16 protein-coding genes are annotated in these 13906 nt (G+C 64.8%); 5 read left to right on the top strand and 11 right to left on the bottom strand.

Features of this window, described 5'->3' with window-relative positions:
* Window positions 1–6: 6 nt before the first annotated feature.
* A complete protein-coding gene (locus ACF8C6_RS01175) occupies window positions 7–780 on the bottom strand; it encodes a helix-turn-helix domain-containing protein (protein ID WP_392497631.1) in 774 nt (257 codons plus the stop codon).
* A gap of 133 nt (window positions 781–913) precedes the next feature.
* On the opposite strand from ACF8C6_RS01175, the gene ACF8C6_RS01180 reads away from it, so the two are divergent.
* Both ACF8C6_RS01180 and ACF8C6_RS01185 read left to right on the top strand, forming a co-directional pair.
* Window positions 914–1723 carry a UDP-2,3-diacylglucosamine diphosphatase gene (locus ACF8C6_RS01180; RefSeq protein ID WP_392497632.1) on the top strand — a complete coding sequence of 270 codons (810 nt, stop codon included), beginning with the start codon at window positions 914–916 and terminating at the stop codon, window positions 1721–1723.
* Window positions 1720–2748: a glycosyltransferase family 4 protein gene (locus tag ACF8C6_RS01185; protein WP_392497633.1), complete on the top strand. Its 1029-nt coding sequence runs from the start codon at window positions 1720–1722 to the stop codon at window positions 2746–2748. The genes ACF8C6_RS01180 and ACF8C6_RS01185 overlap by 4 nt, the downstream gene beginning before the upstream one ends.
* Window positions 2749–2874: 126 nt before the next feature.
* Here the strand turns inward: ACF8C6_RS01185 and ACF8C6_RS01190 are convergent, their stop codons facing one another.
* The 3 genes from ACF8C6_RS01190 to ACF8C6_RS01200 form a co-directional block, all read right to left on the bottom strand.
* Entirely contained in the window at window positions 2875–4263 is a 1389-nt protein-coding gene (locus ACF8C6_RS01190) for an adenylate/guanylate cyclase domain-containing protein (protein WP_392497634.1), read from the bottom strand.
* A 143-nt stretch (window positions 4264–4406) separates the two neighbouring features.
* Window positions 4407–4994 carry an HD domain-containing protein gene (locus tag ACF8C6_RS01195; RefSeq protein WP_392497635.1) on the bottom strand — a complete coding sequence of 196 codons (588 nt, stop codon included), beginning with the start codon at window positions 4992–4994 and terminating at the stop codon, window positions 4407–4409.
* 10 nt (window positions 4995–5004) lie between these two features.
* Window positions 5005–5322, bottom strand: a complete 318-nt coding sequence (locus ACF8C6_RS01200; RefSeq protein WP_277689781.1) for an Mpo1-like protein — start codon at window positions 5320–5322, stop codon at window positions 5005–5007.
* A gap of 123 nt (window positions 5323–5445) precedes the next feature.
* On the opposite strand from ACF8C6_RS01200, the gene ACF8C6_RS01205 reads away from it, so the two are divergent.
* A complete protein-coding gene (locus tag ACF8C6_RS01205) occupies window positions 5446–6450 on the top strand; it encodes an AraC family transcriptional regulator (protein ID WP_392497636.1) in 1005 nt (334 codons plus the stop codon).
* A 54-nt stretch (window positions 6451–6504) separates the two neighbouring features.
* On the opposite strand, the gene ACF8C6_RS01210 is transcribed toward ACF8C6_RS01205, so the two are convergent.
* On the bottom strand, window positions 6505–7959 hold the full coding sequence (locus tag ACF8C6_RS01210; protein WP_392497637.1) for a TrkH family potassium uptake protein: 1455 nt from the start codon (window positions 7957–7959) through the stop codon (window positions 6505–6507).
* A 5-nt stretch (window positions 7960–7964) separates the two neighbouring features.
* On the bottom strand, window positions 7965–9419 hold the full coding sequence (locus ACF8C6_RS01215) for a TrkH family potassium uptake protein (RefSeq protein ID WP_392497638.1): 1455 nt from the start codon (window positions 9417–9419) through the stop codon (window positions 7965–7967).
* Window positions 9420–9573: 154 nt separating this feature from the next.
* Here ACF8C6_RS01215 and ACF8C6_RS01220 point away from each other — a divergent pair, with 154 nt between their 5' ends.
* Together ACF8C6_RS01220 and ACF8C6_RS01225 are read left to right on the top strand one after the other, a co-directional pair.
* Complete coding sequence (locus ACF8C6_RS01220) at window positions 9574–9945, top strand: YkgJ family cysteine cluster protein (RefSeq protein WP_277689777.1); 372 nt, start codon at window positions 9574–9576, stop codon at window positions 9943–9945.
* 44 nt (window positions 9946–9989) lie between these two features.
* A complete protein-coding gene (locus ACF8C6_RS01225) occupies window positions 9990–10568 on the top strand; it encodes a nitroreductase family protein (protein ID WP_277689776.1) in 579 nt (192 codons plus the stop codon).
* On the opposite strand, the gene ACF8C6_RS01230 is transcribed toward ACF8C6_RS01225, so the two are convergent.
* The 5 genes from ACF8C6_RS01230 to ACF8C6_RS01250 form a co-directional block, all read right to left on the bottom strand.
* Window positions 10528–11859, bottom strand: a complete 1332-nt coding sequence (locus tag ACF8C6_RS01230) for a sensor histidine kinase (RefSeq protein WP_392497639.1) — start codon at window positions 11857–11859, stop codon at window positions 10528–10530. The two genes, ACF8C6_RS01225 and ACF8C6_RS01230, sit on opposite strands and share 41 nt — an antisense overlap.
* A gap of 48 nt (window positions 11860–11907) precedes the next feature.
* Window positions 11908–12348, bottom strand: a complete 441-nt coding sequence (locus ACF8C6_RS01235) for a Spy/CpxP family protein refolding chaperone (protein ID WP_392497640.1) — start codon at window positions 12346–12348, stop codon at window positions 11908–11910.
* A gap of 120 nt (window positions 12349–12468) precedes the next feature.
* Window positions 12469–13146 (bottom strand): response regulator transcription factor, encoded by a 678-nt coding sequence (locus ACF8C6_RS01240; RefSeq protein WP_392497641.1) that lies wholly within the window; start codon window positions 13144–13146, stop codon window positions 12469–12471.
* A 28-nt stretch (window positions 13147–13174) separates the two neighbouring features.
* Window positions 13175–13561, bottom strand: coding sequence for a translation initiation factor 2 (locus ACF8C6_RS01245; RefSeq protein WP_392497642.1), 387 nt, complete (start codon window positions 13559–13561; stop codon window positions 13175–13177).
* A gap of 45 nt (window positions 13562–13606) precedes the next feature.
* Window positions 13607–13906 (bottom strand): YciI family protein, encoded by a 300-nt coding sequence (locus ACF8C6_RS01250; protein WP_392497643.1) that lies wholly within the window; start codon window positions 13904–13906, stop codon window positions 13607–13609.

Genomic DNA, 13906 nt, shown 5'->3' on the forward strand with positions numbered 1-13906 from the left:
GTCGCGCTACTCGCGGGTATTGTCGTGCGCCTCGCGTGCCTGACGGCGCAACTCGCGTGGGGTGATGCCCAGTTCACGCACCAGGGCGGCGGTGAAGGCACTCTGCGAGCCATAGCCGACCCGTGCGGCAACCTCACCGACCGCCAGGCGGCTGCTCAGCAACAAGTCGCGGCCCAACTGCAGACGGCGCAGGCGGACATGCTCCATCGGTGTACGCCCGGTCTCGGCGAGAAAACGAGCATGGAAGCGCGCCGCTGACAGCCCGCACAGGCGCGCCAGGTCGGCCACTTGCAGCGGATGGGCGCAGTGCCGGTCGATGTGCGCGTCGAGGTTGGCCAGCGGCAGGCCTGCGGGTGCTGCCAGAGCCGGGGCGCCGCTGAGGCTGGCGAGGAGCAGGGCAGCGCCCTGCTGGGCGATCACCGTGTCGCCGATCGGGCTGGCCGCCAGCCAGTCGACCAGCTGGCTCTGCGCCGGATTGAGCTGGATTCGTCCCGGTGTCTCCAACAGGCGCCGGCTGGCCTCGGCATGGTGGCCGAGGCGCTGCTGCAGCCAGCCATCCTGCGGTACGTCCAGCACCAGGCAGCGGCTGCCGCTCGGGCTGGCGCAGGCGTGGTGGGTCGCGGGCGGCACCACGGCCAGGCTCATGCTCGAAACCTGGCAGCCGCGCCCGGCGACCTCGAAGTCGAGCCGGCCGGAGAGGCCGAACACCAGCTGGGCATGGTCGTGGCTGTGGGCGATCTGCTCGTGGTGGTAGTGGCGCAGCGAGAGCAGCTGGGACATGGCGGGACTCCTGATCGAGCGGTCAGTGTACATCGCGCCGGCGAGGGTGGCTTGTCATGCAATAGTCATCGCATCGTCACGGACGCTTCACTGCGCCGGCGCACGCTTGGCCAAACCCAGCCGGAGGCCGCCCATGAGCATCGCCGAGCGCAACAAGCCCAGCCGCAAGCAGCATGTCCGCACTCTGTGGATTTCCGACGTTCACCTAGGCACCCGCGACTGTCAGGCCGAGCGCCTGGCGGGCTTTCTCAAGCGCTACCAGGCCGACCGTATCTATCTGGTCGGCGACATCATCGACGGCTGGAAGCTGCGTGGCGGCATCTACTGGCCGCAGGCGCACACCAACGTGATCCGCCGCCTGCTGACCATGAGCAAGCGCGGCACCGAAGTGATCTACGTCACCGGCAACCATGACGAATTCCTGCGCCGCTACTCCACGCTGATCCTCGGCAATATCCAGCTGGTCGACGAGGCGGTGCACGAGACCGCCGACGGCCGCCGCCTGCTGGTGATCCACGGCGACCAGTTCGACGTCATCACCCGTTACCACAAGTGGCTGGCCTTCCTCGGTGATTCTGCCTACGAGCTCACCCTGACCCTCAATCGCTGGCTCAACCACTGGCGCGAGCGCTGGGGTTACGGCTACTGGTCGCTGTCGGCTTTTCTCAAGCACAAGGTCAAGACGGCGGTGAACTTCATCAGCGATTTCGAGGAGTCCATCGCCCACGAATGCGTCAAACGTGGGCTGGACGGCGCCGTCTGCGGCCATATCCATCATGCCGAGATCCGTCAGGTGAACGGCGTTGACTACATGAACTGTGGCGACTGGGTGGAGTCCTGTACGGCGCTGATCGAGCACCTGGACGGCAGCATCCAGTTGTATCGCCTGGCCGAGGATCCGGCGGCTGTGGCCGAAGCCGTCGCACTCGAGCAGGCGGCATGAGGATTCTGATTGTCAGCGACGCCTGGCACCCGCAGGTCAACGGCGTGGTGACCAGCCTGCAGGCGCTGGTGAGCGAGCTGCGTAGCCTGGGGCATCTGGTCAAGCTGTTGTCGCCGCAGGATTTCCGTCATCTGCCCTGTCCCAGCTATCCGGAAATTCCGCTGGTCTGGGACTTGTGGCGGGTTGGTCCGGCGATTCGCGAGTTCCGCCCGGACTGTGTGCACCTGGCCACCGAGGGCCCGCTGGGCTGGGCGGCGCGGCGCTGGTTGAGCAAACGCGGCCTGGCCTTTTCCAGCGCCATCCACACGCGCTTTCCCGAATATGTGCATACGCGCTGGCCGCGCATTCCGCTTGCCTGGGGCTATGCCTATCTGCGCCGTTTCCACCGCCCGAGCCAGGCGGTGCTGGTCAGTACCGAGCGGCTGCGTGAGGAGTTCGTACAGTGGCGACTGCCGCGCCTGCAACTGTGGCGCAAGGGCGTCGATACCGGTCTGTTCTATCCCCGTGAGTCGTTGCGGGATACACCGGTATTCCTCTATGTCGGGCGCCTGGCGACGGAGAAAAATCTACGCGCCTTCCTTGACCTGGATTTACCGGGTGAAAAACGCGTAGTGGGCGATGGCCCCGAGCGCGGGGAGCTACAGGCGGCTTACCCGAACGTCCAATTCCTCGGCTATCAGCAGGGCGAAGTGCTGGCGCAGTCATTTGCCGCAGCCAGCGTATTGGTGTTCCCTTCACGTACCGACACCTATGGCCTGGTCATGCTGGAGGCCCTGGCCTGTGGCACGCCCGTGGCCGCTTTTCCGGTGGCGGGGCCGCTGGACGTGCTGGAGGCGGGCGTTACCGGCGTGATGAGCGAGGACCTGCGCGAAGCCTGCCTGGCGGCGTTGCTGCTGGACCGCGCCCTGTGTGCGGAGCATGCGGCGCGGCAGTCCTGGCGTGCCTCTGCGCTGGAGTTCCTGGCCAGTCAGCCGTTGCTCGATGGCGAGCTGCTGGAGCAGCAGGACTGGTTGCCTGCGACGTAGGTTGGGTCGGGCCGCGTAGGTTGAGCGCAGCGAAGCCCAACAGGTGCTTCCCGAGCATCATATCCGGGGACGTTTGTTGGGCTTCGCCGCCTTGCGGCTCAACCCAACCTACATTTCAATCCAGCCTTACAGGATGACCTTGTCGCGCAGCTTGTCGGCCGCTTGGTTGAGCGCCTGGATGACTTTCTCCTTGTCGTAGTTCTGGATGCCGTTGGTATCCAGGTACATGGAGAAGCCCGGCAGCTCGTGCTCGACGTAGCTGGAGCGCGCGCCCAGGTCGCGGCGGAAGTCCACCACCTGGTAGATCTGTACAGGGCGACTGAAGCCCTTGACCGCGATCTGGCCCTTGTCGCGGCACATGATCACGTCCTTGATCAGCGAGTAGGTCTCGTGGGAGATGAGGATCTCGCCGGCCTCGGAGGAGCTTTCCAGGCGGCTGGCCAGGTTCACCTCGCGGCCGATGATGGTGTAGTCCATGCGCGTGTCGGCGCCGAAGTTACCGACGGTGCAGTAGCCGGTGTTCAGGCCCATGCGGATTTCCAGCGGCTTGGTGATGCCCTGGGCGCGCCATTGCTGGCGCAGCACCTTCATGTGCTTGCGCATGGCGATGGCCATGGATACGGCATTCACGGCGTCCTTCTTGGCGCCCTGGCTGGACGGGTCGCCGAAGAACACCAGCACGCTGTCGCCGACGAACTTGTCGATGGTGCCGCCGTACTTGAGGGCGATCTTCGACATTTCGTTGAGGTAGGTGTTGAGCAGGTCGGTGAGCTGTTCGGCTTCCAGTTCCTCGGCCAGCTCGGTGAAGCCCTTGATGTCGGAAAAGAATACGGTGAGCTTCTTGCGCTGGGTTTCCAGGCGCACGTGCTTCTTGCCACTGAAGATCAGCTCCCAGACCTGCGGCGACAGGTACTTGGCCAGGTTGCGCGCCAGGCGTGCGGCCTTTTCCTGCTCGCGTTTGATCTCGTGGCGGGCGAGGGTCAGGCGCAGGCCCTGCTCATGCACGAAGAAGGCAGTGATGCAGATATACAGGGTGCTCAGCAGGATGCTGACCAGCGCGACCAGGGTCGGGGTGTCGGTATTGATCTCGGGATGAATCAGCGCGGTGTTCAGCGCCATGCTGCCGGTGGCGATCAGCACGGCCAGGCCCATCTGGCGCACGCCGCCGGCAATCAGCGCGCTGAAGCACAGGGTCAGCAGAAACATCAGCCCGGGGACTGCCGAGAAGCCCATCAGCACTGCGGCGGCACCCGCATGCACGGCGTCGATGAACAGCAGGGTGAGGTTGGTCTTTTCCGGATAGTCACGCTTGAAGCGGTTGCTCAGGTGATAGGCCAGGTGTGGGTAGAGCAGTGCGTAAGGGACTATCCACAGGATGGCGTAACCGAAGTGGTTGACGTAGGTGCCGGCGGCGATGGCGGCAGCCGGAGCGATGTAGGCCAGCACCCGCGAGTAGTACTCACGCAGCAACGGGGCGGGTTGCGCCCTGAGGATTTCCTGGACGTTGGACTTCATTGACGGTGCGATCCCTGATGATTTTCTGACGCTTCTGCTGAGCGTCTGGGCGGTCTGCAAGACCTGCGCCAAGGTGTGGCGGGTGAGGGATCATAACCAGCTGCCATCTGGCGGCCAAGTATGACCGCCGAATGGCGTGGCGTTCAGCAGGCCTGGCGCTCGACGGCGGCCATGTAGATGGATTGCTTGGGCTGGGCGAAAACCCGGCGCAGCATGGGCTCGAAGAACTCCAGCGGCAGGGTTTCGCCGTTCGGGTCGAAGGCGGCGGCATCGTAGCGGGCGCAGAATTCGATGGTGGCCTGGAACTGCGGGTGATCCTTGAATTGCTCGCGCAGGTGCCGATCCAGCCCCAGGTGATGGAAGAAGTAGTAACCCTGGAAGATCGCGTGCTTCTCGATCATCCAGTGGTTCTCCGCGCTGACGAACGGCTTGAGCATGGCGGCGGCGATATCGGCGTGGTTGTAGGAGCCGAGGGTGTCACCGATGTCATGCAGCAGGGCGCACACCACGTATTCCTCGTCCTTGCCGTCACGGTAGGCCAGGGTGGCGGTCTGCAGCGAGTGGGTCAGGCGATCCACCGGGAAGCCGCCGAAGTCGCCGTCGAGCAGCTTGAGGTGAGCGAGGATGCGGTCCGGCAGCTGTTTGGCGAAGGCGGCGAAATCCTGAGCGATGATGGCCCAGTCTTCGGCGCTGCCATCTTCCATATGGGTGAATTGGGCGTGTGCTTGCATGGTCGAGCCCTCAGAAGCGGATACGGCCGGTAAAGGCGTCCTTGAGCATTACCCAGTCACCCATGAAGCTGTACAGCGGGTACTTGAAGGTGGCCGGCTTGTTCTTCTCGAAGACGAAGTGGCCGATCCAGGCGAAGCCATAGCCGGCGAAGGGCAAGGCCAGCAGCCACAGCCATTGCTGGGTCAGCAGGGCATAGGCGAGGATGCTCAGCACCAGCAGGCTGCCGACGTAGTGCAGGCGGCGGCACACATCGTTGCTGTGCTCCTGCAGGTAATAGGGATAGAACTCGGCGAAGCTGTTGAAGCGTTCGGTGGTTTCGGCGCTCATGGCGTACCTCCTGTCATTGTTGGCCACAGTCTAAGCGTGCTGTCTTGCGCGGCCAGTGACATACGGTGCCAGTTTAGTATCCTCGTGGCGCCAGAGCGTGCCGACCACTGCATAAGAAGAACGATGAGCGAAAGAACCACTTCATCCAGCTGGGCCACCAGCATCGTCCAGGGCCTCGAAATGGGCGGCGTCGACTGCCGGCGTCTGTTTGCCCAGCTGGGCATGGACTACGAGGCGCTCAGCGACCCTGATGCACGCTTCCCCCAGGATGGTATGACCCGCCTCTGGCATCTGGCTGTGGAGGCCTCGGGCAATCCGTCCATTGGCCTCAACCTGGCGCGCCTGCCGGTGCGCCCCACGGCGTTTCATGTGGTGGGTTATGCGCTGATGTCCAGCCGCAACCTGCTCGAAGGTTTTCAACGTTTGGTGCGCTACCAACGCATCATTGGCGAGGGGGCGGATCTCAGTCTGCAGCCCAGTCCGGATGGCTACGAGCTGATCCTGGCCATTCACGGTGACCATCTGCCGGCGGCCCGCCCCAGCTACGAGGCCAGTCTGGCGCACACCATGGCCTTCAGTCGCTGGCTCACCGGCAAGCCGCTCAAGCCGCGTGAAGTGCGCTTCCAGGGGCCTCCGCCTGCAGATCTGCGGCCTTATGACGAGGTGTTCCAGGCTCCCCTGCGCTTTGCCAGCGAACGTTATTCGCTGCTGTTCGAGCGCGCCGACCTGGAAATGCTCTTGCCCTCTGCCAACGAAGCCCTGGCGCAAGTGCATGATCGTTTCGCCGGGGAGTACCTGGCCCGCTTCTCCGATGGCCGGGTGACCCATCAGGTACGCCAGGTGCTGTGCCGCCTGCTTCCACAGGGTGAGCCCAAGCGCGAAGCGGTGGCCCAGGCGCTGCTGTTGTCCGAGCGGACCCTGCAGCGCCGCTTGCAGGAGGAGGGCACCAGCTACCAGCAACTGCTCGACGACAGCCGGCGCGAGCTGGCCGAGCAGTACCTGGCCCAGCCCAACCTGACCTTGTTGCAGGTCTCCTATCTGCTCGGTTTTGCTGACCCCAGCAACTTCTTCCGTGCCTTCCGCCGCTGGTTCGACACCACGCCGGGCGAGTACCGCGCGCGGCTTTGATGCTTTCCCTGCGTAGGTTGGGTTACGCCACTGCAGCCTGCATGGGGCAGCGACCTAATGGCGCCAGAAGGCGGGGAAGAGTAGGACCAGTACGGTGAGAATCTCCAGGCGCCCCAGCAGCATGCCGAAGGTCAGTACCCACTTGGCCATGTCCGGCAGGCTGGCGTAGTTGCCGGCCGGGCCGATCACTTCGCCCATGCCCGGGCCGACGCCCGACACCATGGCGGCCGCGCCACTCAGTGCAGTGATCCAGTCCACTCCCGTGATTGCCACACCCAGGGCCAGGGTAGCGATGGTGATGGTGTAGAAGAAGGCGAAGGCCAGGATCGAACGGACGATGTCTTCGTCCAGGCGATGGCGGTTGTAGTTCTGCCGGATCACCGCGCGCGGGTGTACCAGCTGCTTGAGGTTGGCCTTGAGCAGGATGTAGGCGACCTGGAAGCGGAACACCTTGAGGCCGCCAGCGGTGGAGCCAGAGCAGCCGCCGACGAAGCCCAGGTAGAAGAACAGCATGCTGGCGAACGGGCCCCACAGGTGGTAATCGCCCACGGCGAAGCCGGTGGTGGTCATCACCGAGGTGATGTTCACCGTCACGTGGCGTAGGGCATCGAGCCAGTGCAGGTCGGTGGTCAGCCACTTCCACAGCGCCAGCATCAGACAGCTGGACAGCAGGATCAGCAGGAAGCCACGTACCTGCTCGTCGCGCCACAGTGCCTTGTAGTTGCCGCGCAGCATCGAGACGTAGAGCACGAAGGGCAGGCTGCCGAGGATCATCACCAGCACCGCCACCCAGTGCACCGCCGGCTGCTGCCATTTGCCCAGTGACGCGTCCGAGGTGGAAAAGCCCCCCGTGGCGATGGCTGACATGGCGTGGTTGATGGCGTCGAACAAACCCATGCCGGCCAGCCAGAAGCCCAGCACCGCCAGGGAGCTGAGGCCGACGTAGGCCAGCACCATGTACTTGGCCACCATGTGCGAGCGCGGCATGACCTTTTCCGAGCGGTCTGACGACTCGGTCTGGAACAGGCGCATGCCGCCGATGCGCAGCATCGGCAGAATCGCCACGGCCATGCCGATGAAGCCGATGCCGCCCAGCCAGTGCAGCAGTGAACGCCAGATCAGCAGGCCTGGCGCCATGTCGTCCAGGCCGCTGAAGATGGTGGCGCCGGTGGCGGTGATGCCGGACATGCTCTCGAAGTAGGCGTCGGTGAAGCTGATGTGGCGGGTGAAGATGAAGGGCAGGGCGGCGAAGACCGACACCACCACCCAACTGGACACGGTCAACATGTACATGTCGCGCGGGCGCAGGTGGCTGTCGTCCGGGCGGCCCTGGGCCAGCATGGCGATGCCGGCAACGAAGGTGATCAGGCTCGACCAGAGAAAGGCATTGATGCCTTGCGGGCTGGCGTAGAGCAACTGCGTGCCGACCGGCACCAGCATGCTCACCGCCAGGGTGATCAGGAAGATGCCATTGATGAAGGCGACAGTGCGCAGGGTGGACAACTGCATCCGGGTCAGTGCTTCCAGAAGGTGCGGGTAACCAGCACCAGCACGGTGAGTATTTCCAGTCGGCCCAGCAGCATGCCGGCGGTCAGTAGCCACTTGGCGCTATCCGGCAGGCTGGCGAAGTTGCCGGCCGGGCCGATGATCGGGCCCAGGCCCGGGCCGACGTTGCACACCGCGGTGGCGGCGCCGGTCAGCGCGGTGACCCAGTCCAGGCCGGTCAGGGTCAGGGCCAGGGCCAATACGCCAATGGTGATGGTGAAGAAGAAGGAGAAAGTGATCAGCGAGCGGACGATGTCTTCGTCCAGGTTGTGGTTGTTGTACTGCTGCTTGATCACTGCGCGCGGGTGCACCAGCTGCTGCAGGTTGGCGCGCAGCAGCACGTAGGCGACCTGGAAACGGAAGATCTTCAGGCCACCGGAGGTCGAGCCCGAGCAACCGCCGACGAAGGTCAGGTAGAAGAACAGCAACACGGCGAAGCTGCCCCAGGTGGTGTAGTCGCCCAGGGCGTAGCCGGTGGTGGTGACCACCGAAGTGACGTTGACCGCGACGATACGCACCGCATCGAGCCAGGCCTGGTCCGAGTTGAGCCAGAGCCAGGTGCCGAACACCAGCCAGGTCAGCACCAAAAAGCCGAGGAAGCCACGGACCTGGTGGTCACGCAGCAGCGCTTTGCGGTGGCCGCGCAGAAAGGCCACATAAAGCATGAACGGCAGGCCGCCGGCGATCATCAGCACCACTGACACCCAGTGCACGGCCGGCTGCGGCCAGTGCGCCAGAGACGCGTCGGAGGTGGAATAGCCGCCGGTGGAGATCGAGGTCATCGCATGGTTGATCGCCTCGAAGGGAGTCATGCCCGCCGCCCAGTAAGCGAGGAAGCCGATCAGGGTGAGGCCGAGGTAGATGGCGAAGATGGACTTGGCGGCAATGTGCGAGCGCGGCACCACTTTCTCGCCCCAGTCCGAGGATTCGGTCTGGAACAGGCGCATGCCACCGACCCGCAGCAGCGGCAGAATCGCCACCGCCATACCGATAAAACCGATACCGCCCAGCCAGTTGAGCATGGAGCGCCAGACCAGCAGGCCCGGTGACAGCTTGTCCAGCCCGGACAATACCGTAGAGCCGGTAGTGGTAATGCCGGACATGGTCTCGAAGAAGGCGTCGGTGTAGCTGATGTGGGCGATGATCAGCATCGGCAGAGCGGCGAAGATGCATACCACCAGCCAGCTGGAGGTCGTCAGCAGGTACATGTCGCGGGGGCGTAGCTGCACGTTTTTCGGCCTGCCGGGCAGGATCAGGGCCATGCCGGCGACGAAGGTGATCATGCTTGACCAGAGGAACGCAGCGATGTCGTCGGAGCGCTCATAGCTCAGCAGGGTCAGCATGGGGATGACCATGCTGACCGCCAGGGTGATCAGAAAAATGCCGATGATGAAACCGATGATGCGCAGGGTCGGCAGGGCCATTTAGGGAGCTCTGGCTACGGGCGGAGGCCGTCATTCTAGCCTGCCCGACGGGCGCCCTGTAAATCTGCAGGCAGGGGGCTTCCCAAGCGCTTGCCGATGCATAGAATTGCGCCCCAGGTGCCGGCCCTTGCCGGTTTTCTGAGTTCCCTCCTTCATGTCGCAAACCAGTCCGTGTCTCAGCTGTGGCGCCTGCTGCGCCTATTTTCGTGTGTCTTTCTTCTGGGGTGAGTGCCAATCTGCCGGTGGCACGGTGCCCGATCAGCTGGTCGAGCAGATCGGCCCGCACCACGTTGCCATGATCGGCACCACGGCCAAGCCGGCGCGCTGTGTCAGCCTGCTGGGCGAGATCGGTGACGGCGTGCGCTGCACCATGTACGAGAACCGCTCCAGCAGCTGCCGCGACTTTGCCGCCAGCTGGGAAGACGGTGTGCACAACCCGCGCTGCGACGCCGCCCGCGCGGCTCATGGCCTACCGCCCCTGACGCCGCCACAGCAGCCGGAGCTGAGCCCGGATCGGGTCGCCTGAGATAATCGGCTAGAATGCCGGCCTGTTTGTTCAGGAGTAGGCCGATGCAAGCCCTCGATCTGTTGCTCAACCGCGTTTCCGTGGGTCGCCTGCTGGCGCCGGCGCCTGATGCTGGCCAGCGCGAGCTGATGTTCCGTGCCGCCCTGCGCGCGCCCGATCATGGTCAGCTGCGCCCCTGGCGTTTCATCACGGTAGAGGCCGAGGCGCGCGTACAGCTGGGCGAGCTGTTCGCCAGCGCACTGGCCAGTGACCCGGCCTGCAAGCCGGAGGCACTGGACAAGGCTCGCGCCATGCCGCTGCGTGCGCCGCTGCTGGTCGTGGTGGTCGCCCGGCTCAGCGAGCACCCCAAGGTGCCACGCCAGGAGCAGGTGCTGTCCGCCGGCTGTGCAGCTCATAGCCTGTTGCTGGCGGCGCAGGAGCTGGGCTTCGGGGCCATCTGGCGCACGGGCGATCTGGCCCATCATCCGCTGGTATTGGCCGGGCTGGGCGTGGGCGTCAACGAGCAGATCGTCGGTTTTCTCTATGTCGGCAGCTTCGAGGGTGAACGGCGCACGCCGCTGGCCCTGGACCCGGCCGAGTTCGTCAGTGTCTGGAACGGGCTTGGCCCGGTAGCTCCAGCGTAGCGACGAAGCCACCTTGCGGGTGGTTTTCCAGCAGTAGGCGCCCACCATGGCGCTCGGCCGCGCGGCGGGCGATGGCCAGGCCCAGGCCGTGGCCGGCCGCCTGCTGGTTGGGGGCGCGGAAAAAAGGTTCACCCAGGCGCGACAGGATCTCTTCGGGCGCTCCGGGGCCATGGTCGCGCACGGCAATGTGCAGCAAGCCGTTCTCGCCCTTCACGCTTATCTCCAGGGGCTGTGCGGGCGGATTGAAGCGCAGCGCATTGCGCAGCAGGTTGTCCAGGGCGCTGCGCAGCATATCGGGCCAGCCCTGCAGGGTGGCAGGCGCATGGTCCATGTTGAGGCGCAGCTGCTGCTCCGGTGCCAGCAGGCGGGCATTGGCCTGCACCTCGTCGAGCAACGGCTGCAACTCCACTGTGTGAGGTGCGCCAGTGTCCGCATCCAGGCGGGCGAGGGCGAGAATCTCGCCGATCAGCGCTTCCAGTCGATCACATTCCTGAGTCAGGCGGCCCCAGAGCGACTGGCGCTCTTCCCCGTTGGCCCGCTCGGCCAGAGCCAGAGCAATGCGTAGCCTGGCCAGCGGCGAGCGTAGCTCATGGGAGACATCGCGCAGCAACTGGCGCTGGCTGCCGATCAGGTGCTGCAGGCGTGAGCCCATGCGGTTGAAGTCGCGGGCGAGCACACCAAATTCATCACCCCGGCTGGCCAGGTGCGCCAGGCTGTTCTGCTGATAAGCGGTCTGGCCGAGGTCGTGTACAGCCCCGCGCAGTCGCCCCAGTGGGCGAGTGATGGAGAGTGTCAGCAGTAGGCTGATAGCGGTCAGCACCACCAGGGCAATGGTCAGCGCGCTGAGTGGCCAGAACAAGCCGTCGCGCTGCCAGGCGAACAGTTCCGGGTGAGGAATGCGGTGGATAAACAGGTAGGTTTCGCCGCCGGGGCTGCGGTATTCCTCGGTCAGGCGGCGCCAGGGCAGGCGCTTTGCATTGTCCTGACGGGCCTCGAAGGCTGCGGCGCGAGGCGGGAAGGTGCCTTGCACCAGTGGCTGGCCCTCGACATCGAGTACCTGGGTATCGATGCGGTAGCGGCGCTTGCGCTTTTCCAGCAGATCCTGGGCTGCTCGCGGGCCTTGTTGTTCATAAAGGCTGCTCCAGCGCTCGGCGAAGTTCTTCAGCGCCGGATGGTGGCTGAGTACCCAGGCGTCCTGGTTCAGGGCGCGGCCCAGCAGCAGTGAAAGACCTGCGACCAGGGCGATGGCCAGCCAGAAGCTGGCGAAGATGCGCCAGAACAGTGAACGCATGGGGGCTCCTTCAAGGAAAAGGCCCGACAGGGATGCCGGGCCTCGGGGTTACTGGGCTTGCTGGTCCTTTTCGGCCTTCCAGGCGTTGAATTCCTGGCGTTCGGAACGGCGTTTGTCCATCTCGGCCTTGCGTGTGTCGAAAGTCTTCTGCTGTTCAGGCGTGAGGATGGCGCGGAGGGCCTTGTCATGTTCCAGGCGGGCCGTTTCCAGTTCCTTCTTCATTGCCTCCTGATCGGCCTTGGGTAGCTTGCCCAGGTACTTCTGGGTGATCTCGCGCGGGTCGTTGCGGCGCTCTCGCATCAGTTTGCCCATTTGCTCGCGTTGTTCGGCGCTCAGGTTGAGGTCCTTGAACAGCTTGCCGCCGTGGCCGGCGCGGTGCTCGCCGTGCATCGATTTGTGACAGGGCGCGTGTTCGCCGCTTTCGGGCATGGCCAGGGCGATGGTCGGCAGGCTGGTGGCGAGCAACAGTGCGATAAGGGTCTTGCGCATGGTGTGTCTCCTTGTCTAGAGGCCGGTGGGTTACCGGATGAGCTCAGTCTAGGGAGCGCAAGGTCAGGCGCGGTCAGGCATGGGTAAAGGCTGGGTAAAGAAAATTTCAGGGCTGTCGCTTCACGGGCTGTAGTAATAGCCGCGGCTGCGCAGGGCGACGATGCGCGGGCGTCCGTCTGCATGTGGGCCGAGCTTTTTGCGCAGGTTGCTGACGTGCATGTCCAGGCTGCGGTCGTACAGAGTCAGCTTGCGACCCAGCGCGAGCTGGGCCAGCGCCTGTTTGTCCAGCGGCTCGCCCGGCTGCTGCAGGAGTGCTTCGAGAATGCGGCTTTCGGACAGGGTCAGGGGGATTTCCTGTTCGCCGAGCTGTGCCACGCCACGCACCGGGCTGTAGCTCAGGTCGCCCAGCTCCAGGCGCGAAGGTGTTGCGACTGGCTGGCTGCGGCGGAGCACGGCGCGCAGGCGGGCGGTCAGTTCGCGAGGGTCGCAGGGCTTAGCCAGGTAATCGTCGGCGCCCAGCTCCAGGCCGAGGATGCGATCCAGTGGCTCGCCACGGGCGGAAAGCATCAGTACGGGCAGGTCGGCGTGCTCGCTACGCAGTTGCTTGAGCAGCTCCAGGCCGCTGCCGTCGGGCAACATGACGTCGAGGATCACCGCCGCCGGGCTGTGGCCAGCCAGGGCCGCTCGGGCACTGACGCCATCATGACAGGCGTAGACAGCAAAGCCCTCCTGCTGCAGCCAGCTGGCCAGCAGCTCGCAGAGTTCCTGGTCATCGTCGATCAGCAGCAGTTCGGTCATGGCAAGGCTCGTTGGGCGTGGGTCGCGTTCAGACCCACTCACTGCGGCGCTTGTTCCGTCCGCCACTCAGACGGCCGACGATGAAGGCGAGCAGGGCCGTGCCGGCACCGATGGCGAACCACAGTTGCTGCTCGCTGAGCAGACGTTGCGGCTCCTGGGCCTGGGCCTGTTTGAGCTGCAGCTTGAGGCGCTGGTTGTCCTGGCGCAGACGGCTGAGTTGGGCGTTGTCACGCTCACCACTTTCTGCCTGCAGGGCTTCGCGCTGGCGTTCGCTCTCGGCCAGCTGCTGTTGCAGGGCAAGGATCTGCGCTGCGCTATCGTCCGCTGGCGCTGCACTGGCTGGTGTTTCTTCGGCATGCGCCGCGGGAGTCAGGAGCAGGGTGGCGAGCAGCAGGTAGAGCGGGCCTTGGTGCATGGGGACTCCCGTGTGCGTTTGTTGTTATGGGCCTGCGAAGCAGTGTCAGGGCAATACCCGCTTGAACGGTTTGACCAGCACCTCGGCGTAGACACCGGCGGCGCGGTAGGGGTCGGCGTCGGCCCAGCTCTGGGCGGCGTTCAGCGATTCGAATTCGGCGACGATCAGGCTGCCGGAGAAGCCGGCTGGGCCTGGGTCGTTGCTGTCTATCGCCGGGTGCGGGCCGGCCAGTACCAGGCGTCCTTCGCTTTTTAGCTGCTCCAGGCGAGCCAGGTGTGCCGGGCGGCTGGCCAGGCGTTTTTCCAGGGATTCGGGCGCGTCGGTGGCGATGATGGCGTAGAGCAT

Origin of the sequence: Pseudomonas sp. zbq_18, assembly GCF_043102245.1 — a bacterium.
Lineage (GTDB): Bacteria > Pseudomonadota > Gammaproteobacteria > Pseudomonadales > Pseudomonadaceae > Aquipseudomonas.